Genomic DNA, 19,177 nt, shown 5'->3' on the forward strand with positions numbered 1-19,177 from the left:
CCGCCTCCACCACCCTCCTTCTTGTGCATGTGACAGTAACTGCTGTACCGTCAGGGCCATGCCCGATGACGCCTGGTCACCCCCCTCTGTACTACTGACAGTCGATCTCGTGATCCTGACGCTGCGGGATGGCCGCCTGCACATCCTCCTGGTAGAGCGGGGCGAGGCTCCCTTCCAGGGCATGTCCGCCCTGCCCGGAGGATTCCTGAACCACGGCGGTGAGGAGATCCTGGATGCGGCGCACCGAGAACTGAGCGAGGAAACGGCTTTGGCGTCCAGCTGGGTGCACCTCGAAGAGCTGGGCGTATACGGGGAATCGGGCCGCGATCCCCGGGGCCGAGTCGTTTCCGTGGCGCACTTGGCGATCGCGCCTGGGCTGCCCGACCCGGTCGCGGGGACTGATGCCTTCGATGCTGCGTGGATTCCCGCGAACGCCGTGCTGTCCGGGGAGGTTGAACTCGCCTTCGATCATCGTCGAATCGCGAGGGACGGTATTGAACACGCCCGCACCAAGCTTGAGTTCTCGTCTCTGGCCACGGCCTTCTGCGGAACGGAATTCACCATCGCGGAGCTACAGCATGTGTACGAGGCGGTCTGGGGCACCTCACTCGACACTCGCAATTTCTACCGGAAGGTACAAGCCGCGAAGGGATTCATCATCCCCGCTGGCACGGACCGCAGGAGGACCGGCGGACGGCCTGCGCGTCTGTATCGGGCCGGCCCGAAGACCATCCTGTTCCCACCGCTGATCCGCCCCACGATGTCCGCAACGGAAGAGAACACAAGAGGGGAAGAGGAATAGATGTCGAAAGGCCCGGTGGTGATCCTCACCGCTCTCAATCTCGAGTATCAGGCCGTACGTCAGAAGCTGGTGAGTCCGCAGATGCACCGCCATGAGCGTGGTACCCGATTCGAAGTGGGGACCGTAAAGGGCGCGTCATGCCGTGTCGCGCTCGGCCTGACGAGCAAGGGGAATAATTCCGCCGCGGTGATCGCCGAACGCGCGATTCAAGAGTTCTCGCCGTCGGCCGTGCTGTTCGTAGGGGTTGCCGGCGCTTTATGGGACGCCACCAGGCTGGGTGACGTCGTCATGGCGTCGCACGTGTACGCCTACCATGGCGGGACCAGCGAGGATGACGGTCTCAAGGCGCGCCCGCGGGTGTGGGAAGCACCGCACGGCATCAGTCAACTCGCTTCCCACCTGGCCCGCTTGGATGACTGGGCGGATTCCAACTCGGGTCACGAGGATGCGCCGAAGGTGCGCTTCGGGGCGGTCGCCGCCGGCGAGATCGTCCAGAACTCGAGGATCTCGACCGAGGCGAAGTGGATCCGGCAGCACTACAACGATGCCCTCGCCATCGAGATGGAGGCTGCCGGTGTGGCGCAGGCCGGCCATCTCAACGGGGCGCCTGTAGCCATCATCCGGGGAATCAGCGACCGAGCAGACGGCACGAAGAACAGCACAGACGACCGCAACTGGCAGCCGCAGGCCGCTGCGAACGCTGCGGCGTTCGCCATCCGTCTGGCGGTGGAACTGGTAGCGGAAGAGGAAGAGACCACCCGCCCCCGGGACAGCAGGGCGCATTCGGCCCACCTGCCTGGCCGACACGTCAACAACACCGCTCACAACAGTACCGTCGGCATCATGGCCGGCGCGGTCACGGGCAGCAGCGTTCACATGAGCACGGCTCCACAGGAGTCCCGCCCGATGGACCTGATCGCGGCACTCAATGGATTCCGCGCAACTTTGGGGCAGCACCACACTGAAGGCGCCATCGACGAGGACACCCATCGGGAGGCGCTGGTCGACCTGGACTCCGCGCTCAGGTCAGCCGGGGAAAACACCCCTGATTCGTCGAAGAGGGCGGCCATGGCGCTCAAAAGACTTCGCGGACTGGTCGCCGAGTGCCCAGCACTGATGGCCGAGCTGGCCCCTTTGATCGCAGCAGCCGGTGACCGGGCATGAGCGACAGCGACGGTGCCACGTACGGCTCGGCCGCGTACGACTCCACCATCGGGATCCAGGCGGGGACCGTACACAACTCCAACGTCTACTTCGTCCACCCGGATGCTTCGCCGCAGGAGAAGTACAGGGTGGGCGTGCGGCTTCTGGAAGACGGCATTCCCGGCCGCGCCCGCGAAATGATCACTGACGCGATCGCCCACGGCTACACCAACGCCGAGGTTCGGTTCCACTGGGTGCTCGCGGTGCTCAGCGCACGCACTTACCACGACCTCAGCACCGTAGAGATGCAACAGTTGCACCACGCCTCCGGGCTCGTGCGGGGCTATGCCGAAGACGAGTGGAAGGACGCCCTGCGCGTCACCTTCGACCTCTTGGCGGCACTCGGCACCGCGAGCGGCACGGCCGGACCTGTGCTCAAGCAACTGCAGGACCTGCCGCCCCGGCAGCATGATGCGATCCTTCGCCACCTCGATCTCATGCTCACCGGAGGGCTGAAGGACGACCTGTGGGCGGAGACCCTCGAACGGGCCGGTGCGGAGCGCTTCGGCAACGACCGGGTCAAACGGGTCTGGGCCTACTTCGAGCCCCTTCCCATCGGGGCGCGTGCTGTGCTTCCCCGCATGGACACGGAGGCCGCCGCCGCAGCCCGGGCAGCCCTTCCCCTGCGGGTGGTCCTATTCGTAGTGAGCAGTGCGGTCCTCGGGGCCCTGGCGTGGATCGCACATCCGGTCCAAGCGGTCCTCGAGTCACTGGTGGCAGTCGGCGCGAGCCGCGTCGCGGCCCGGTACGGCGTCCAGTGGTGGGGCCGGCAATCCCGGCCTGCCCACTCGGCCGACGCCGGCGCCGTACCCCCGCGCGGACCCGCACCTGCCGGGGACGGATTCACCAAGCACGTGCACAGCAGATTCGATCACTACTTCAGCGTCCGTACGCCCCACAGTTTCACCCCGGAAGCATGGCTCGCACACACCACTGAGGTCCGCAGCGATCTCGCCGCGGAGATCGCGGACCTCTACCGGGAAAGCCGGATCAGTGTGGACCGGGTCACCTGGCTGATCCGGCACCTCGCCGAGGAGGCCCGTGACCGCCACAACGACGGCACTCTCTTCGACCGGCACCGTCAAGACCCGACACCGGCCAGAACGAAGGTCCTGACCGTGGCGGCCCTGGTCGTTCTCGGCGCCGCGGCGCTGTCGGGGCTCAGCACTGCGGTCTCCGGCGCCGACGAGCCGGGGCCGCTGTGGGCGTTCCTGGCCTTGCTCGGTGCGGCCTGGTCGGGATACGAGGCCGCGCAGCTGTGGCTGCAGTTCCGGCGTGAGAGACACCGGGTTGCCCGGGAGGCTCGTAGGTACCAGGAAGAGCTGGCCGCGCGGCAGATGGCTTACCAGCGTTGGAAGGCATTCCTGGACGAGATCCGGCCCAGCGAGCTGGAGATGGAAACCTGGTTCACCTGCGACAAGACCTGGTTCGTCGACGAGGCGCTGCGACATCACCGGCTCACCTGGCGCGACCTGATCACACACACCATCCTGGTGGCCCCGGCGCGCCCCTACCGACGGGCCCGGGTCCAAGGCGGCCCATGGCGGTACTCGCACTACGTCATCCACCTGTTTCTGTTCACCCGGGACGGCATCCGCGAAATCAGCTCCGACCTCAAGTTCGCCGACTCGACGCGCAAGAACGAGCAGCGCAGCAATTACCGGTTCGACGCACTGTCCTCGGTGCAGGTGACGGAGAACGCCGATGTCGGCTACGACCTGGAGCTCATCCTCACCAACGGGCCCGCCCGGAAGATCCGTGTCAAGGACGCCGATGCCCATCAACTCGCACCTGACGAGAGTGCTCGGGAGATCTCCGAGATCAGTCTCAGCTCGGCCGGCTTCACCCATACCTTCCGCCTCCTTGAGGGGGTCGCGGCAGACGGGAAGGACTGGATCGAGCGGCGAAACCCCGACAACCTGACGCCCTTCCAAGTCGCCGACTGAACCCGGAATCGAGCAGAGGACAGCTGTGACCTCCATGGACGATGTCACCGAGAGCAAGGTTCTGCTGGCCGAGTACGACCGCCTCAAGGAGGAGCAGAAGACCCGCATAGGCTTCCGCGACAACCTGCTCTACTTCACGCTCGCCGCGATCACCGCGGTCCTAGCGGTCACCGTCCACAGCGGACAGTCCCGACTACTGCTCTCCGCCCCCGCAATCTGCCTGATCCTGGGCTGGACCTACCTGGTCAACGACGAGAAGATCTCGGCGATCGGCTGCTACGTCCGCGACCAACTGGGACCGCGGCTGGCAGAGCTATCCTCCGCACAAGGAGCGGTGTTCGGCTGGGAGGCCTACCACCGCAACGCAGCCGGACGCACCTTGCGTAAGCGGCTTCAAACTGCGGTGGACCTGTTCACTTACCTCATTCTGCCCATGGTCTGCACGACCGTGTTCTGGTGCTCTCCCACCGCTCAGCCCTTGCTCGTGGTCACCTCTCTCGGGCAGGCACTCGCCCTGGCCGTGCTGGGCTGGCAATTCCTGCGTCGTACGGAGCAGTAGCGCTTGCCTTACCGCTGGGGTGCCCCGGCCTGCGCAGGGCCCGGGCTGGAACGTGCGGCCGGTTCAGGTTGGCTCGGCTGAGCCGTGCCCCGACGTCGGCGCGCATCGCCCACTCCCTCGCGCAGGCGCCCCCCACCAAGGACACTGGTACCTCGCGGCGGCCCGGGGAACGCGGGCCGGCGTCGTGGACCGGAGTGTGAGGGGGACGACAGATGCGGATGCGGGACGACCACCGGGCGGACGCCGAACGGCTGTTGGTGCGGGCCGTGGAGGAGGAGGTGCGGCTCACCGGCGGCGGGACGGACCCGTCCGTGCTGCTGACCCGGGCCCGGGCCGCGCTCGACGGCATCGCGGACGGCGCGGCGGAGGAGTACGCGGCGTACGTCCAGGCGCTCGACGCCGCGGCGGGCGGGCAGCGGTTCAGCCGGGAGAGCCTGTCGACGCCGTTACTGGTCACCGGAGTCGCAGCGGCCGCCGCCTTCGGGGCCGACGTGGCGCTCGGTACGGCGTCGGGGCTGGCGCTCGGCGCGGGGGCGGTCGTCGCCGTGGCGGGGGCCACCGCCACCGTCGCCAAGGCCACCACCTCGCACCGGACGTCCGCGCAACCGGCCGACCGGACCGAGGAGTTGCGGCTCCAGTGGCTGTCGGCGCTTGAGGTGCGGGGCATACGGCCGTTCCTGGACCAGCAGCGGATGCTCGCCGCGACCACCCGCGCCCCGGCGAAGAAGGCCGCCGCCAAGGCACGCACCCCGCTGCGCGGCGGGGACCGCAGCGCGGCCGCCCGGATGCGCTCGCTCCTGGAGCAGTCGTTCGGGCATCTCCCGGCCGCCGACGGCCTGTTCGCGGGGCGGCGGGCCGAACTGGCCCGTATCGGGCAGTGGGTGCACGCGGCCCGCGCCTCGACGGAGACCAAGCCGACCGTCGTCGTGCTGCACGGGCCGCCGGGCGCCGGGCGCACCACCCTCGCCGTGCGGGCCGCGCACGAGCTGAAGGACCAGTTCAAGGGCGCGTGCGTGGTGGACCTGCGGGGCGGCGCGGAGGGCGAGGCCCCGCTGTCGACCCGGGACGCGCTGCTGCACCTGCTGAACCGGCTCGGCGCCCCCCGCGAGCAGCTGCTGTTCCGGGACAGCACGTCCGCCGATCAGCAGGTGCGCCGGCTCGGCGAGCTGTACCACCAGCATCTGACCGGGACGGCCGTGACGATCGTCCTCGACGACGCCCGCGACGCGGAGCAGGTCGCCACGCTGATCCCGGAACGCTCCGAGAGCCTGGTCCTGGTCACCGCCCCGGAGCCGCTCGACCTGCCCGACACGCTGCCTGCCTGGGTGCACCGGCTGGAGGTCGGGGCGCTGGGTGCGGGCGGCGCGGAGGAGCTGCTGCGCGAGGTGTCGCAGGAGGCCGAGCCGGGGCCATACGACTATCCGTCGAGCGAGGCGATCACCGAGCTGTGCGGCGGGCTGCCGCTGGCGCTGCGGATCGCGGGCTCCTCGCTCGGGGCGCGTACGGCGGACGTGCTGGCCGCCGACCTCGCCGCGTACGGTCCGGTCGCGCCCGTCGAGCGCGCCCTGTGGCTGCGCTACACCGACCAGTCCGAGCAGGCGAGGCGGCTGCTGCGGCGCCTGGCGCTGGCCGGCCGGGCGAGCCTGGGCGCCGCGGCGGCCGCCGCCCTCCTCTCCGCCGACGAGCAGGAGGCCGGCCGGCTGCTGACGGCGCTGGCCGGTGCCGGTCTGATCGACCACGTGCGCGGCTCCCGCTACCGGCTGCACGACCTGGTACGCGGCTTCGCCCTGGCCCGGCTGCTCGACGAGGAGGAGCCGGCCGAGCGCGCCGCCGCGCAGGAACGCCTCATCGTGAACTACGCGGAGCTGGCCGGGGCGGTGATCCGGATGGTGGACGGCAAGATGTCGACCCGGGCCGGACAGTTCGGCTCGCACGGCTTCGGCTCGCTGGACGCGGCCCTGCGCTGGCTGGACGACGAGTCGAGCTTCATCACCTCGGCCCTGCGGCACGCCGAGGGCGTCGACCAGGGAGCGGTGCTCGCCCTGCTCGGCGCGCTGTGCGACTACTGCCTGCTGCGCGGCGACCTCTACCGGCTGGGCGAGATAAGCGAGCTGACCCAGGCCGTCGACCAAGGGCTGCTGGAACGGTCGGTGCGATGGCGTACGGGCATCGCCGCCCGGCAGCTCGGCGAACTGGACAAGGCCCGCACGACGCTGTCCTCCGTCGTCGGGCTCTACCGCGAGGCGCAGAACGACTCCGGCACCGCCCTGGCGCTGTGCTCGCTCGGGATCACGCTGCACCACCAGGGCAACCTGACCGAGGCGGCGGCCCGGCTGCGCGAGGCCATGGAGCTCCAGTCCGCCGCGGGGCAGGACGAGGACCGGGCCTGGTCGATGCACGCGCTGGCCGCCGTCGAGCGCGACCGGGGCAACCTGGCCGAGGCGGTGGCCCTCCTGGACACCGCGCTCACCCTGCACCGCGAGGGCGAGTCGCTGCACGGCGAGGCGTGGACGCGGTTCCAGTCGGGCCAGGTCCGGCTGCGCCTGGGCGAGGTGGAGCAGGCCGAGACCGCGCTGCGCACCGCCCTCGACCTGTACGGGCGTACCCGGGACGAACGCGGTGTGGCGTGGGCGACGACCCAGCTGGCGCGGGCCCGGCTGCTGGCGGGCGACGCGGGCCCGGCCGTCGAGCAGCTGACCGCGGCCCTGGCCCGCCACCGCGACAACGAGGACGCGCGGGGCGAGGCGTGGACGCTGTACTACCTGGGCCAGGCGCTGGAGGAGTCCGGCGACACCGTCGAGGCCGTCCGTCAGCTGGAGCGGGCGCGCACGATGTTCTCGCGGATGCGTGACGTCTACGGTCTCGCGTGCGCGCGGCACCACTCGGGGCGCGTCACCCGCGACCAGCGCGCCGCGCAGACGGGGAACCTGCGCAATTCCGGCTTCGCCCGCCAGCTGCTGGTCGACGCCCGGGCGGACTTCCGGCGCATCGGGGTCGCCCACGGCGAGGCGTGGACCTGCCTGGACCTCGCGCTGATCGACGCGGGCAACCAGCGGGCCCCCCAGGCCCTGGAGCTGTGCGGCGAGGCGGTCCGGCTGTTCGAGTCGTACGGGGACGCGCGCGGCGCGGACTGGGCGCGCTTCCTGCGCTGCACGCTCCTGCCGTACGCCTCACCCGGCGGCATCGAGGTGGGCACGGTGGTCGCCCAGCAGGAACTGGCCGACCTCCACGCCGCCGCCCACCCGTCCCGGGACCCCAAGGTGAACGAGTGCACGGACACGTACCGCGTGATCCTGGACCGTGGCACGGACCTGGAGACGGGCTGGCAGGCATGGTCCCTGCACCTGATCCCGTCCCGCCGGACGCGGGAGATCATGGGCGTGACGGTGTGACCGGTTCCACCCTGCGGGCGGGGCGCACCGAGGCGCCCCGCCGTACTACTTCCGCTTCGCGGACCCGGCCACCGGCTCGGAAGCCGGCTCCGCCGGCGCAGGCTCCTCCTCGAAGTTCACCCGCCCCATGTGCCGGTTCATCGACTTCATCAGCGCCCACACGCCCACGGCGAGCGCGGCGAAGACGATGAAGCCGAGGACCCCGGGGGTCACCTTGTTCTTGTCGAGCTCGTCGGCGGCGAGCGGGACGAGGTGCGTCAGTGCCTGAGTCGCGTACATATCAGGCATTGTCGCGGATGCCCGCGAAGAGGTCGCTCTCGGGGAGGGAGGTATCGACGAGAGACTTCGCCAGTTCGTACTCCTCCGTCGGCCAGACCTCGCGCTGGACGTCCATCGGGACGCGGAACCAGCCGCCGTCCGGATCGATCTGCGTGGCGTGCGCGATCAGCGCCTTGTCGCGGATCTCGAAGAAGTCCGCGCACGGAACGTGCGTGGTCAGCGTGCGTTCGGCGCGCTCGAACTCCTTCCAGCGCTTCAGCCAGTCCCCGTACGGGGACTCCAGGCCGCGGGCGAGGAGCGCCTCGTGCAGGGCGACGGTGCGCGGCCGGTTGAAGCCCTGGTTGTAGTAGAGCTTCTGCGGCGTCCAGGCGGGGCCGAACTCCGCCTCGGGGAACTTCTCGGTGTCCGCCGCGCCCTCGAAGGCGATCATCGAAATGGTGTGGGTCATGATGTGGTCGGGGTGCGGGTAGCCCCCGTTCTCGTCGTACGTGGTGATGACCTGCGGCCGGAACGCGCGGATCTTCGCGACGAGGCGGCCCGCCGCGACGGTCTCGTCCTCCAGCGCGAAGCAGCCGTCGGGCAGCGGCGGCAGCGGGTCGCCCTCGGGCAGGCCGGAGTCGACGAAGCCGAGCCACTCCTGCTTGACGCCCAGGATCTCCCGGGCCTCGTCCATCTCCTTCCGGCGCACCTCGTGGATGTTCTCCTCGATGTACGCGTCACCCTGGAGTTTCGGGTTGAGGATGGAGCCGCGCTCGCCTCCCGTGCAGGTCACGACCAGCACGTCCACCCCCTCGGACACATACTTGGCCATGGTGGCCGCGCCCTTGCTCGACTCGTCGTCGGGGTGAGCGTGTACGGCCATCAGTCGAAGCTGCTCAGTCAAGACTCGATCCTCAGTCACTGGTCGTCATCAAAAGTGCCGTCCCGCAGGGACGCCGGTCTCGGGGCGGCGGTCGGGTGACGGGTGGGCAACTTCTATAGTGACCGAACCGGGGGGTGGAAAATTCCTCGATCCCCGGCACGGGAGGAACGATCATGACGGCGGTGCGCGAGGCGCTTCCCGAGAACCGCTACGGCCGCTCCGCGGACCGGCGCGCGGACCGCAAGCTCAAGATCATCGGCGCGGTGCTCGGCGCCGTCCTGCTGGGCGTGATCGGCTGGATCGGGTACGGCTATGTGGCCGGGCAGGGCCTGAGCGCCGAGGTGATCAAGTTCAAGGTGGTCTCGGACGAGCAGGTCCAGGTGCACCTGGAGGTCCGCAAGGACGCCGGTGCCAAGGGCTACTGCACGCTCCGCGCACAGCGCGAGGACGGTACGGACGTGGCCCGCAAGGACTTCCGTTTCGACGGTGACACCGGCCGGATCGACGAGATCCTCACCCTGCGCACGACGTCCCGGGCGACCGCCGTCGAACTTCTGGGCTGCACGGACGACGGCGGGGCGTCGAGTTGACCGTCCCACGCCCGTCGTAACCCCATTTCACCCGCTCCGACCTGCGTTTTCGTCGGTCCGGGGTTTTACCTTCTCCCCCTTTTCCCGGTGAATTGTTAGGCTCGTGGTTTCGCCCACCCGTAGGAGCGCATGCTCACGGGTAGGGCGTTGCTTTGTATTCCCAGTACCGACGAGGAGCACCCTGTGACCCAGACCAGCGAAAACGTCACCTGGCTCACGCAGGAGGCGTACAACCAGCTCAAGGCCGAGCTGGAGTACCTGTCTGGTCCCGCGCGCACGGAGATCGCCGTCAAGATCGCGGCGGCCCGTGAGGAGGGGGACCTGCGTGAGAACGGCGGGTACCACGCGGCCAAGGAGGAGCAGGGCAAGATGGAGCTCCGGGTGCGCCAGCTGACCCAGCTCCTCGAACACGCGAAGGTCGGCGAGGCGCCGGCCGACGACGGCGTGGTCGAGCCCGGCATGGTCGTGACGATCGCCTTCGACGGCGACGAGGACGACACGATGACCTTCCTCCTGGCGTCCCGCGAGTACGCGAGCGCGGACATCGAGACGTACTCGCCGCAGTCGCCGCTCGGCGTGGGCGTGAACGGCAAGAAGATGGGCGAGGACGCCGATTACGAGCTGCCGAACGGCAAGACCGCCACGGTGAAGATCCTGTCGGCGAAGCCGTACACCGGCTGACCGCCCGCACCGGACAGCAGAAGGCCCCGGCCGCACCACGCGGCCGGGGCTCTTCCGTGTCCGGGCCCCTCAGACGGCGACCGAGCGGTACTTGCGTACGGCCAGGGTCCGGAAGACCAGGATGATCAGCACGGACCAGATCAGCGAGGCCCAGACCGGGTGCTCCATCGGCCAGGCACCGGTCACGGACTTCGGGACGCCGGGGATCGTGTTGCCGAACAGTTCGCGGGCCGCCGCCACCGTCGCGCTGAACGGGTTCCACTCGGCGACGTACTGCAGGAAGGTCGGCATGCCGTTGACCGGCACGAAGGCGTTCGAGATGAACGTCAGCGGGAAGAGCCAGATCAGGCCGCCCGAGGTGGCCGCCTCCGGGGTGCGGACGGAAAGGCCGATCAGCGCGCCGATCCAGGTGAACGCGTAGCCGAGCAGCAGGAGCAGGCCGAAGCCGCCGAGGACCTTGCCGATGTTCTCGTGGGTGCGCCAGCCGACGAGCAGTGCGACGCCCGCGAGGACCACGAGCGTGACGGCGGTCTGCACCAGGTCTGCCAGGGTCCGCCCGGTCAGCACCGCGCCCCGGGCCATCGGCAGCGACCTGAACCGGTCGATGAGGCCCTTGTGCATGTCCTCCGCGATGCCCGCGCCGGCGCCCGCCGTGGCGAAGGTGACGGTCTGCGCGAAGATGCCGGCCATCAGGAATTCCTTGTACGCGCCGGCGCTGACGCCGGCGCCCGGGATGGCGATCGAGCCGCCGAAGACGTAGGTGAACAGCACCACGAACATGACCGGCTGGATGATCCCGAACAGGATCATCTCGGGGATCCGGGTCATGCGGATCAGGTTCCGCCTGCCGATGACCAGGGAGTCGCGGACGGACTGGCCGATGCCGCCGCCGGGCCGTGGGGCGGCCGTGCGGGCGGTTTCGCTGAGGGCGCTCATTTCTCCGTCTCCGTTCCGGGGGTCCCGGCCTCGTTCTTCTCCTGTTCGGCGGCGTGCCCGGTGAGGGAGATGAACACGTCGTCGAGGGTGGGGCGGCGCAGCCCGATGTCGTCGATCTCCACGCCCTGGGCGTCGAGGTCGCGGATGACCTCGGCGAGGAGCTTGGCGCCGCCGTCGACCGGGACGGTCAGCTTGCGCATGTGCGGCAGGACCGTGGTCTCGCCCTTGCCGAGGCGGGTGAGGACGGTGCGGGCCCGCTCGATCCCGTCGGGGTCGTGCACGACGACCTCGACGCGCTCACCGCCGGTGCGGGCCTTGAGCTGGTCGGAGGTGCCGCGGGCGATGACCCGGCCGTGGTCGATGACGCAGATGTCGTGGGCGAGGTGGTCGGCCTCCTCCAGGTACTGCGTGGTGAGGAGCAGCGTCGTACCGCCGGCGACCAGTTCCTCGATGACCTCCCAGAGCTGCTGGCGGTTGCGCGGGTCGAGGCCGGTCGTCGGCTCGTCCATGAACATGACCGGCGGGGAGACGACGAGCGCCGCCGCCAGGTCGAGGCGGCGGCGCATGCCGCCCGAGTACGTCTTGGCGGGGCGGTCCGCCGCGTCGGTCAGGTGGAACCGCTCCAGCAGTTCGCCCGCCCGGACCTTCGCCGCGCGCCCGCTCATCTGGTACAGCTGGCCGACCATGCGGAGGTTCTCACGGCCGGTCAGGTATTCGTCGACGGCGGCGAACTGGCCGGAGAGCCCGATCGAGCGCCGCACCTCGTTGGGGTTCTTCAGTACGTCGATCCCCGCCACGAAGGCCTTGCCGCTGTCCGGCCTGAGCAGTGTGGTCAGGACGCGGACGGCGGTCGTCTTGCCGGCCCCGTTGGGTCCGAGGAGGCCGAGGACGGTGCCTTCCGGCACGTCGAGGTCGACACCGCCGAGTGCTCGCACGTCTCCGAAGGTCTTCACGAGCCCTTCGGCGTAGATGGCGCCTGGCATATGGGATTCCCCCAGTGCGTTCGGGTGGCTACCTCTCAGACCCCAGATCCTAGGTTTGCCGGGGTCGCCGTGCCCGATGAACACACAAGCCGGGTCGAAAGGCCCCCACCTGTCAGCCCATCACCAGGTACCCCGCGTCGCGCAGCGCGGCCCTCACGTCGTCGCAGTGCTCGGGTCCCTTGGTCTCCAGCTGGAGTTCGACCTCCGCCTCGGTGAGGCCGAGCCTGGGGTCGGTACGGGCGTGGCTGATGTCCAGCACGTTGGCGTCGGCCACCGACAGCACCCCGAGCATCGTGGCCAGCGCGCCGGGCCGGTCCGTGAGGCGGAGCTTGAGGCTGAGGTAGCGGCCGGCCGCCGCCATGCCGTGGGTGAGGATGCGCTGCATCAGCAGCGGGTCCACGTTGCCGCCGGAGAGCAGGGCGACCACGGGCCCGTGGAACGACTTGGGGTCGCTGAGCAGTGCGGCGACCGGGCTCGCCCCGGCGGGTTCGACGACCATCTTGGCGCGTTCCAGGCAGAGCAGCAGGGCGCTGGACAGCTCGTCCTCGGAGACCGTGCGCACCTCGTCGACCAGCTCCCTGACCAGGGCGAACGGCACATCGCCCGGGCGTCCGACCTTGATGCCGTCCGCCATGGTCTGGAGGGTGCCGATGGAGACGGGGCGGTCGGCCGCGAGGGACGGCGGGTAGCAGGCGGCGCCGGCCGCCTGGACGCCGATGATCCGCACGTCGGGGCGGACCGCCTTGACCGCGACGGCGATACCGGCCGCGAGTCCGCCGCCGCCGACCCCGACGACGATGGTGCGGACCTCGGGGCACTGCTCCAGGATCTCCAGGCCGACGGTGCCCTGTCCGGCGATGATGTCGGCGTGGTCGAAGGGGTGGATGAAGACCGCGCCGGTCTCGCGGGCGTACTCCTGCGCGGCGGCCAGGGTCTCGTCGACGACGGTGCCGTGCAGCCGGACCCGGGCCCCGTACTCGCGGGTGGCGGCGACCTTCGGCAGCGGCGCCCCGACCGGCATGAAGACCGTGGAGCGTACGCCGAGGAGCGCAGACGCGAGGGCGACACCCTGCGCATGGTTTCCGGCACTCGCGGCCACGACGCCCGAGGCGCGTTCGACCGGGGTGAGTCCCGAGATGCGTACGTAGGCGCCCCGCAGTTTGAACGAGCCGGTCCGCTGGAGGTTCTCGCACTTGAACAGGACGGGCGCGCCCACCAGGCCGGAGAGATGGCGGCTGCCTTCCAGCGGGGTGACCCTGGAGACGCCGGAGAGCATCTTCTGCGCTCCCCGCACGTCGTCGAGGATCACGGAGGGAAAGCTGCCGGGCGACGGGAAGTTCATACCGTAAGTCTTGCAGCTCGCAGGGGCTCCGGCCGCCGCTTGCCGGGCCGTCCTGCGCCGATGTCCGCAGGTTTGTGCAGCACTGGTACGCGTTGCCCCGGGGCCGCGTACTCTGTCCCCCACCCATCCGACACCGCACGAAGAGAGCCCCCGGACATGCCCCCTCAGGACATGACGACCGCCTCGTCTCCTTCCGGGGGCGCAGCCCCGGAAATCCCGGGTCCCGACCACGTTCTCGACAGCCTCCAGCACCAGGTGGCCGTCTTCGCCCGCCGGGCCGAGCAGACCCGCCTCGGCGGGGTGGGCCAGGTGCGCAACTCGATGGACCGGGCGGCGTACCTGCTGCTGAACCGGCTGGACCGGGAAGGGCCGATGGGCGTCAAGGCGCTGGCCGCCGGGATGGGGATCGACTCGTCCACGGTGACCCGGCAGGTCGCGCCGCTGGTGGACACCGGCCTGGTCAAGCGCACCTCGCACCCGGAGGACGGGCGCGCGGTCGTGCTCCAGCTCTCCCCGCGCGGCCAGGCCCGGCTGGACGAGGTCCGGGGCTCGCGGCGGGAGTTGATGTCGCAGGTGACGGACGGGTGGAGCGAGGAGGAGCGTGACACGTTCTGCGCGCTGCTCACCCGGTTCAACGCGGCGCTGGCGGCCCGGCAGGCGGCGCACCAGACGACCCCGGCGGGCTGAACACCCTTGCGCGCCGCCGGAGGGTCGGTGAACGCGAGGGCTGCGGCATCCCGGACTACCCTGGAAAGGAATGGTCAGGAGGCTGCCATGACCAGGAAGATCGCCGACTGCCGCAAGTATCCGAGTGAGTCGAACTGCTCGCTGACGATCGCCGGCGAGGAGGAGGAAGTGGTGCGGGCCGCGAGCGAGCACGCCGTCTCCGTCCACCAGCACACCGACGGCCCCGAGCTGCGTGAACAGGTCAGGGCGACGCTGGAGGACGAACCGGCCTCCACCTGAACGGCTGCCGTACGCGGGCGGGACCGGCGATTCCGGTCCCGCCCTTTCACTTGCTCAGCCCAGCGCCTGCGTCAGGTCCGCGAGCAGGTCGTCCGCGTTCTCGATGCCGACGGAGAGGCGGACCAGGTCGGCCGGGACCTCCAGCGGGGAGCCCGCCGCCGAGGCGTGCGTCATCCGGCCCGGGTGCTCAAGGAGCGATTCGACGCCGCCCAGGGACTCGCCCAGGGTGAACAGCTTCGCCCGGTTGCAGACCTCGACCGCCGCCTCCTCGCCGCCCTCGACGCGGAAGGACACCATGCCGCCGAAGGCCCGCATCTGCTTGGCGGCGACCTCGTGGCCCCGGTGTTCGGGCAGGCCGGGGTAGAGGACCTGGGTGACCTTGGGGTGCCGGGTCAGCAGGTCGGCGACCTTGGTGGCGTTCTCGCTGTGGCGGTCCATGCGCACGGCGAGCGTCTTGATGCCGCGCAGCACCAGCCAGGCGTCGAACGGGCCGGCCACGCCGCCCATCGCGTTCTGGTGGTAGACCAACTCGTCGGCCAGATCCGGGTCGTTGACGATCAGCGCGCCGCCGACGACGTCCGAGTGGCCGCCCATGTACTTGGTGGTGGAGTGCACCACCACGTCCGCGCCCAGCGCCAGCGGCTGCTGGAGGTAGGGGCTGGCGAAGGTGTTGTCGACCACGAGGCGCGCCCCGGCGGTGCGGGCGACCTGGGCGACGGCGGCGATGTCGGTGATGCCGAGCAGCGGGTTGGACGGGGTCTCCACCCAGACCGCCTTGGTGCGCGGGGTGATCGCGGCGCGGACCGCCGCCACGTCCGAGGTGTCGGCGACGGAGAACTCCACGCCCCAGCGCGAGGCGACCTTCGCGAACAGCCGGAACGTGCCGCCGTAGGCGTCGTTCGGGATGACCACGTGGTCGCCGGGGGTCAGCAGCGTACGGAGCAGGCAGTCCTCGGCGGCGAGGCCGGAGGCGAAGGCGAGGCCGCGCCGGCCGCCCTCCAGGGCCGCGAGGTTCTCCTCCAGGGCGGTACGCGTCGGGTTGGCGCTGCGGCTGTACTCGTAACCGCCGCGCAGCCCGCCCACGCCGTCCTGCTTGTACGTGGACACCTGGTAGATGGGCGGGACCACGGCGCCGGTGAGGGGGTCGGCGGTGTTCCCCGCGTGGATCGCGCGGGTTTCGAAGCTGTGCTGGTCGCTCATGGGGCCGAGCGTAGTTCGTCGCGAGGGGGCTCACGGCCCACCTGGCCGTCCGGTGACAATGGGGGCATGGAGATTCTGTGGTTCCTGCTCGCGCTGTGCCTGCTGACCGCCGCGATCGGCCCGTACGTGCTGCGGCGGCGCGGCGGCGGTATCCGGCTGGCCGCGCCCGGCTCCCCCGACGCCGCCGACCCGCAGGACTACGGCTTCGTACGCCAGGAGGAGCTGGACGTCCGGACGCCCGGGCCCGACCAGGACCTGCTGGACGTGCTGGAGGTCGTGCAGCACACGCAGGAGTGGCGGGCCGCCTCCCAGCTGCTGGCCGGGACGCCGAAGGACGGTGAGCTGCGCTGGCAGCGGGTACAGGCGTTCGCCGGGGCGGCCTCGCTGGAGCTGCTGCGACAGCCGGGCGTCGGCGGTTCGTGGCTGCGCAAGTGGCGCGCGGAGGCGCCGAAGGACGCGGGCGCCGCGGCGGTGCACGCGGAGTTCCTGGTGCAGCAGGCGTGGCGCTCGTCCACGGCGGGCACGGACGACTTCCGGATCGTCCTGGAGGAGGCCCGCAAGGTGATCGGCGAGGCCGCCCTGCTGGCCCCGGGCGATCCGGTCCCGTACATCGTGGAGCTGGCGGTCGCGCGCGGACTGGGTTACTCCGGCGAGGAGTTCGACCAGTTGTGGGCGAAGATCATCGACCGGGCGCCGGCGCACATGGGCGCGCACATCGCGGCGCTGCACTTCTGGAGCGAGCGGTGGCACGGTTCGCGCGAGGAGGCCGACCGCTTCGCGACGGCCGCCGCCGCGCGTGCCCCGCAGGGCTCGCTGCTGGCCGGGCTGCCGCTGTTCGCGGTGTACGAGCACCTGCCCGAGGTCAATCTGGTGAGCGGCTTCTACCGGAGCCAGGTCGTGACCAGGGCCGTGGAGGGCGCGATGTTCGCGGTGCACGCGGCGCGCGCCGACGACCCGATGCTGCCGCACGTGCGCCATCTGCTGGTGCTGTTCCTGGTCCGGATGGAGCGCTGGTCGGAGGCGGTGCACCAGCTGGTCCGCGTCGACGGATTCGTGGGCGCGCTGCCGTGGACGGCGAGCGAGGACCCGGCCGCCGAGTACGCGGTGTACCGGGCGCTGGCGGTCGCGGGCTACGAGGCGAACGGCGGCAGCCCGGCGTCCCTGCCGCACTAGGGCCGTCCGGCGGGCGGGCGCTGAGCCCGCCAGGAATCCGCGGGGGCCCCGGAGCGTTGTACGGACAGCACGCCGACCCAGGAGGAGCCCCCGCATGTTCCTGCACCGCCGCACCCCCCAGCTCCCCACCCGGGAGGAGGCCCTGCGCGGCCGTCCCGTCCCCGAGTTCACCGTCCCGCCCCGCCACACCGTCCTGGGCAACCCGCTGCTGGGCCCGTACCCGGAGGGCCTGGCGGTCGCGGACTTCGGTCTCGGCTGTTTCTGGGGCGCCGAGCGCAAGTTCTGGCAGACGGACGGCGTCTGGACGACGCTCGTCGGCTACCAGGGCGGCTACACGGAGAACCCCGCGTACGAGGAGGTCTGCTCGGGCCTCACCGGCCACACGGAGGCCGTCCGCGTCGTGTACGACCCGTCCGTGGTCACGTACCCGGAGCTGCTGAAGCTGTTCTGGGAGTCCCACGACCCGACCCAGGGCTTCCGCCAGGGCAACGACGTGGGTACGCAGTACCGGTCCGCGGTCTACACCCACACCCCGGACCAGGCGGCGGCCGCCGCGGCCTCCCGCGAGGCGTACCAGAAGGTCCTGACGGCATCCGGCCACGGTGAGATCACCACGGAGATCCTCCCGGCCGACGGCCGCCCCTTCTACCCCGCCGAAGCGGCCCACCAGCAGTACCTGGACAAGAACCCGGCCGGCTACTGCGGCATCGGCGGCACGGGCGTCTCCTGCCCGGTGGGCGTGGCCCCGGCGGAGAGCTGAGAGAGACGGAAGCGGCCGGGAGACGTGTCTCCCGGCCGCTTCCGCGCGTCGTGGGCCCCGGTCAGATCAGGCCCTGCGCGAGCATCGCGTCCGCGACCAGTTCGAAGCCGGCGATGTTGGCGCCGACCACGTAGTTGCCGGGGCTGCCGTAGCGCTCGGCGGTGGTGTAGCAGGAGTCGTGGATGTGACGCATGATCTCCGCGAGGCGCTGCTCCGTGTGGGCGAAGGTCCAGGAGTCGCGCGAGGCGTTCTGCTGCATCTCCAGGGCGCTGGTGGCCACGCCGCCCGCGTTGGCCGCCTTGCCGGGGGCGAAGGCAACACCGGCGTCCTGGAAGACGCGGACGGCCTCGGGGGTGGTGGGCATGTTGGCGCCCTCGGCGACCGCCTTGACGCCGTTGCGGACGAGGGCGAGCGCGTCGGCCTCGTGCAGCTCGTTCTGGGTGGCGCAGGGCAGGGCCACGTCGACGGGGACGCTCCAGACGCCGGTGCCCTCGACGTACCTCACGTGGGCGCCGCGCCGCTCGGCGTACTCGGAGATGCGGCCGCGGCCGCGCTCCTTGATCTCCTTGAGGAGGTCGAGGTCGATGCCCTTGTCGTCGACGACGTAGCCGCCGGAGTCGGAGGCGGTGACGACGGTCGCGCCGAGCTGCTGGGCCTTCTCGATGGCGTAGATCGCGACGTTGCCGGAGCCGGAGACGGCGATGCGCTGGCCGTCCAGGGACTCGCCGCGGCTGCGCAGCATCTCGGCGGTGAACATGACGCAGCCGTAGCCGGTCGCCTCGGTGCGGACGAGGGCGCCGCCCCAGCCGAGGCCCTTGCCGGTGAGGACGCCGGACTCGTGGCGGTTGGTGATCCGCTTGTACTGGCCGAAGAGGTAGCCGATCTCGCGGCCGCCGACCCCGATGTCACCGGCGGGCACGTCGGTGTACTCGCCGACGTGGCGGTGGAGCTCGGTCATGAAGGACTGGCAGAACCGCATGATCTCGGCGTCCGAGCGGCCCTTCGGGTCGAAGTCCGCGCCGCCCTTGCCGCCGCCGATGGGCATGCCGGTGAGGGCGTTCTTGAAGATCTGTTCGAAGCCGAGGAACTTCACGATGCCGAGGTTGACCGAGGGGTGGAAGCGCAGTCCGCCCTTGTACGGGCCGAGCAGGCTGGAGAACTCGACGCGGAAGCCGCGGTTGACGTGGATGTCGCCCGAGTCGTCCGACCACGGCACGCGGAAGATCAGCTGGCGCTCCGGCTCGCATATGCGCTCGATGACGCGGGCGTCCACGAACTCCGGCCGCTGGGCCAGCACGGGACCGAGAGTCTCCAGGACCTCCCGGACCGCCTGGTGGAACTCCTTCTCGCCCTGGTTGCGGCGGAGGACCTCGGCGTACAACGGCTCGATGATGCGGTTCTCGGCGGCGTGCGAGGTGGCGGAGTGAGAGGTGACCGGCATCTGATCAAGACCTTCCATGGGTCGGCTCATACGCGGGAGCGCCCCCGTCCCGAGGGGCGCCA

Annotated in this window: 18 protein-coding genes; 11 read left to right on the plus strand and 7 right to left on the minus strand. The window is 70.5% G+C overall.

The genetic code is table 11. The features are described 5' to 3' along the window. Positions 1–58 precede the first annotated feature (58 nt). From BLW14_RS11290 to BLW14_RS11310, 5 genes are all read left to right on the plus strand, one after another. Positions 59–802: an NUDIX hydrolase gene (locus BLW14_RS11290; RefSeq protein ID WP_093706788.1), complete on the plus strand. Its 744-nt coding sequence runs from the start codon at positions 59–61 to the stop codon at positions 800–802. Next, complete coding sequence (locus tag BLW14_RS11295; protein ID WP_093706790.1) at positions 803–1,966, plus strand: 5'-methylthioadenosine/S-adenosylhomocysteine nucleosidase family protein; 1,164 nt, start codon at positions 803–805, stop codon at positions 1,964–1,966. It abuts the gene before it with no gap. Continuing rightward, complete coding sequence (locus BLW14_RS11300; RefSeq protein ID WP_177153952.1) at positions 1,963–3,951, plus strand: hypothetical protein; 1,989 nt, start codon at positions 1,963–1,965, stop codon at positions 3,949–3,951. Before BLW14_RS11295 ends, BLW14_RS11300 begins: the two co-directional genes overlap by 4 nt. A 34-nt stretch (positions 3,952–3,985) precedes the next feature. Continuing rightward, the gene (locus BLW14_RS11305) at positions 3,986–4,510 is read left to right on the plus strand and encodes a hypothetical protein (RefSeq protein ID WP_093710697.1); all 525 of its coding nucleotides are present in this window, start codon (positions 3,986–3,988) and stop codon (positions 4,508–4,510) included. Positions 4,511–4,722: 212 nt separating this feature from the next. Continuing rightward, positions 4,723–7,902: a tetratricopeptide repeat protein gene (locus BLW14_RS11310; RefSeq protein WP_093706791.1), complete on the plus strand. Its 3,180-nt coding sequence runs from the start codon at positions 4,723–4,725 to the stop codon at positions 7,900–7,902. Between the two features lie 45 nt (positions 7,903–7,947). Here BLW14_RS11310 and BLW14_RS11315 read toward each other — a convergent pair whose 3' ends face one another. After that, the gene (locus BLW14_RS11315) at positions 7,948–8,181 is read right to left on the minus strand and encodes a hypothetical protein (protein ID WP_093706793.1); all 234 of its coding nucleotides are present in this window, start codon (positions 8,179–8,181) and stop codon (positions 7,948–7,950) included. A gap of 1 nt (position 8,182) precedes the next feature. Further along, positions 8,183–9,064 (minus strand): mycothiol conjugate amidase Mca, encoded by an 882-nt coding sequence (gene mca, locus BLW14_RS11320; RefSeq protein WP_093706795.1) that lies wholly within the window; start codon positions 9,062–9,064, stop codon positions 8,183–8,185. A gap of 152 nt (positions 9,065–9,216) precedes the next feature. Here mca and BLW14_RS11325 point away from each other — a divergent pair, with 152 nt between their 5' ends. Together BLW14_RS11325 and greA are read left to right on the plus strand one after the other, a co-directional pair. Beyond that, positions 9,217–9,633 carry a DUF4307 domain-containing protein gene (locus BLW14_RS11325; protein WP_018519088.1) on the plus strand — a complete coding sequence of 139 codons (417 nt, stop codon included), beginning with the start codon at positions 9,217–9,219 and terminating at the stop codon, positions 9,631–9,633. 183 nt (positions 9,634–9,816) lie between these two features. Continuing rightward, on the plus strand, positions 9,817–10,314 hold the full coding sequence (gene greA / locus BLW14_RS11330; protein WP_018519089.1) for a transcription elongation factor GreA: 498 nt from the start codon (positions 9,817–9,819) through the stop codon (positions 10,312–10,314). Between the two features lie 69 nt (positions 10,315–10,383). On the opposite strand, the gene BLW14_RS11335 is transcribed toward greA, so the two are convergent. The 3 genes from BLW14_RS11335 to ilvA form a co-directional block, all read right to left on the minus strand. Beyond that, positions 10,384–11,250, minus strand: a complete 867-nt coding sequence (locus BLW14_RS11335) for an ABC transporter permease (protein WP_093706797.1) — start codon at positions 11,248–11,250, stop codon at positions 10,384–10,386. Next, entirely contained in the window at positions 11,247–12,233 is a 987-nt protein-coding gene (locus tag BLW14_RS11340) for an ATP-binding cassette domain-containing protein (RefSeq protein WP_093706798.1), read from the minus strand. Before BLW14_RS11340 ends, BLW14_RS11335 begins: the two co-directional genes overlap by 4 nt. 112 nt (positions 12,234–12,345) lie before the next feature. Continuing rightward, complete coding sequence (ilvA, locus tag BLW14_RS11345) at positions 12,346–13,575, minus strand: threonine ammonia-lyase (RefSeq protein ID WP_093706800.1); 1,230 nt, start codon at positions 13,573–13,575, stop codon at positions 12,346–12,348. Positions 13,576–13,731: 156 nt separating this feature from the next. On the opposite strand from ilvA, the gene BLW14_RS11350 reads away from it, so the two are divergent. Beyond that, positions 13,732–14,262: a MarR family winged helix-turn-helix transcriptional regulator gene (locus BLW14_RS11350; RefSeq protein WP_093706802.1), complete on the plus strand. Its 531-nt coding sequence runs from the start codon at positions 13,732–13,734 to the stop codon at positions 14,260–14,262. A gap of 87 nt (positions 14,263–14,349) precedes the next feature. After that, entirely contained in the window at positions 14,350–14,541 is a 192-nt protein-coding gene (locus BLW14_RS11355) for a DUF1059 domain-containing protein (RefSeq protein WP_093706804.1), read from the plus strand. Positions 14,542–14,595: 54 nt separating this feature from the next. Here BLW14_RS11355 and BLW14_RS11360 read toward each other — a convergent pair whose 3' ends face one another. Then, a complete protein-coding gene (locus tag BLW14_RS11360; protein WP_093706806.1) occupies positions 14,596–15,741 on the minus strand; it encodes a cystathionine gamma-synthase in 1,146 nt (381 codons plus the stop codon). A gap of 66 nt (positions 15,742–15,807) precedes the next feature. Here BLW14_RS11360 and BLW14_RS11365 point away from each other — a divergent pair, with 66 nt between their 5' ends. Both BLW14_RS11365 and msrA read left to right on the plus strand, forming a co-directional pair. Beyond that, positions 15,808–16,914 carry a hypothetical protein gene (locus tag BLW14_RS11365; protein WP_093706807.1) on the plus strand — a complete coding sequence of 369 codons (1,107 nt, stop codon included), beginning with the start codon at positions 15,808–15,810 and terminating at the stop codon, positions 16,912–16,914. A gap of 94 nt (positions 16,915–17,008) precedes the next feature. Continuing rightward, a complete protein-coding gene (gene msrA / locus BLW14_RS11370; protein ID WP_093706809.1) occupies positions 17,009–17,674 on the plus strand; it encodes a peptide-methionine (S)-S-oxide reductase MsrA in 666 nt (221 codons plus the stop codon). A gap of 61 nt (positions 17,675–17,735) precedes the next feature. Here the strand turns inward: msrA and gdhA are convergent, their stop codons facing one another. Then, positions 17,736–19,115 (minus strand): NADP-specific glutamate dehydrogenase, encoded by a 1,380-nt coding sequence (gene gdhA / locus BLW14_RS11375; protein ID WP_093706811.1) that lies wholly within the window; start codon positions 19,113–19,115, stop codon positions 17,736–17,738. Positions 19,116–19,177: the final 62 nt, after the last annotated feature.

Source organism: Streptomyces sp. 2131.1 (assembly GCF_900105515.1).
GTDB classification, from domain to species: Bacteria; Actinomycetota; Actinomycetes; order Streptomycetales; family Streptomycetaceae; genus Streptomyces; species Streptomyces drozdowiczii.

Coding starts and splice junctions, on each gene's coding strand:
- gdhA (WP_093706811.1), bottom strand. CDS start 19,115: ATGCCGGTCACCTCTCACTCCGCCACCTCGCACGCCGCCGAGAACCGC.
- BLW14_RS11340 (WP_093706798.1), bottom strand. CDS start 12,233: ATGCCAGGCGCCATCTACGCCGAAGGGCTCGTGAAGACCTTCGGAGAC.
- BLW14_RS11335 (WP_093706797.1), bottom strand. CDS start 11,250: ATGAGCGCCCTCAGCGAAACCGCCCGCACGGCCGCCCCACGGCCCGGC.
- BLW14_RS11295 (WP_093706790.1), top strand. CDS start 803: ATGTCGAAAGGCCCGGTGGTGATCCTCACCGCTCTCAATCTCGAGTAT.
- ilvA (WP_093706800.1), bottom strand. CDS start 13,575: ATGAACTTCCCGTCGCCCGGCAGCTTTCCCTCCGTGATCCTCGACGAC.
- BLW14_RS11315 (WP_093706793.1), bottom strand. CDS start 8,181: ATGTACGCGACTCAGGCACTGACGCACCTCGTCCCGCTCGCCGCCGAC.
- BLW14_RS11365 (WP_093706807.1), top strand. CDS start 15,808: ATGGAGATTCTGTGGTTCCTGCTCGCGCTGTGCCTGCTGACCGCCGCG.
- BLW14_RS11300 (WP_177153952.1), top strand. CDS start 1,963: ATGAGCGACAGCGACGGTGCCACGTACGGCTCGGCCGCGTACGACTCC.
- BLW14_RS11350 (WP_093706802.1), top strand. CDS start 13,732: ATGCCCCCTCAGGACATGACGACCGCCTCGTCTCCTTCCGGGGGCGCA.
- BLW14_RS11310 (WP_093706791.1), top strand. CDS start 4,723: ATGCGGATGCGGGACGACCACCGGGCGGACGCCGAACGGCTGTTGGTG.
- BLW14_RS11355 (WP_093706804.1), top strand. CDS start 14,350: ATGACCAGGAAGATCGCCGACTGCCGCAAGTATCCGAGTGAGTCGAAC.
- BLW14_RS11290 (WP_093706788.1), top strand. CDS start 59: ATGCCCGATGACGCCTGGTCACCCCCCTCTGTACTACTGACAGTCGAT.
- BLW14_RS11360 (WP_093706806.1), bottom strand. CDS start 15,741: ATGAGCGACCAGCACAGCTTCGAAACCCGCGCGATCCACGCGGGGAAC.
- BLW14_RS11305 (WP_093710697.1), top strand. CDS start 3,986: ATGGACGATGTCACCGAGAGCAAGGTTCTGCTGGCCGAGTACGACCGC.
- msrA (WP_093706809.1), top strand. CDS start 17,009: ATGTTCCTGCACCGCCGCACCCCCCAGCTCCCCACCCGGGAGGAGGCC.
- BLW14_RS11325 (WP_018519088.1), top strand. CDS start 9,217: ATGACGGCGGTGCGCGAGGCGCTTCCCGAGAACCGCTACGGCCGCTCC.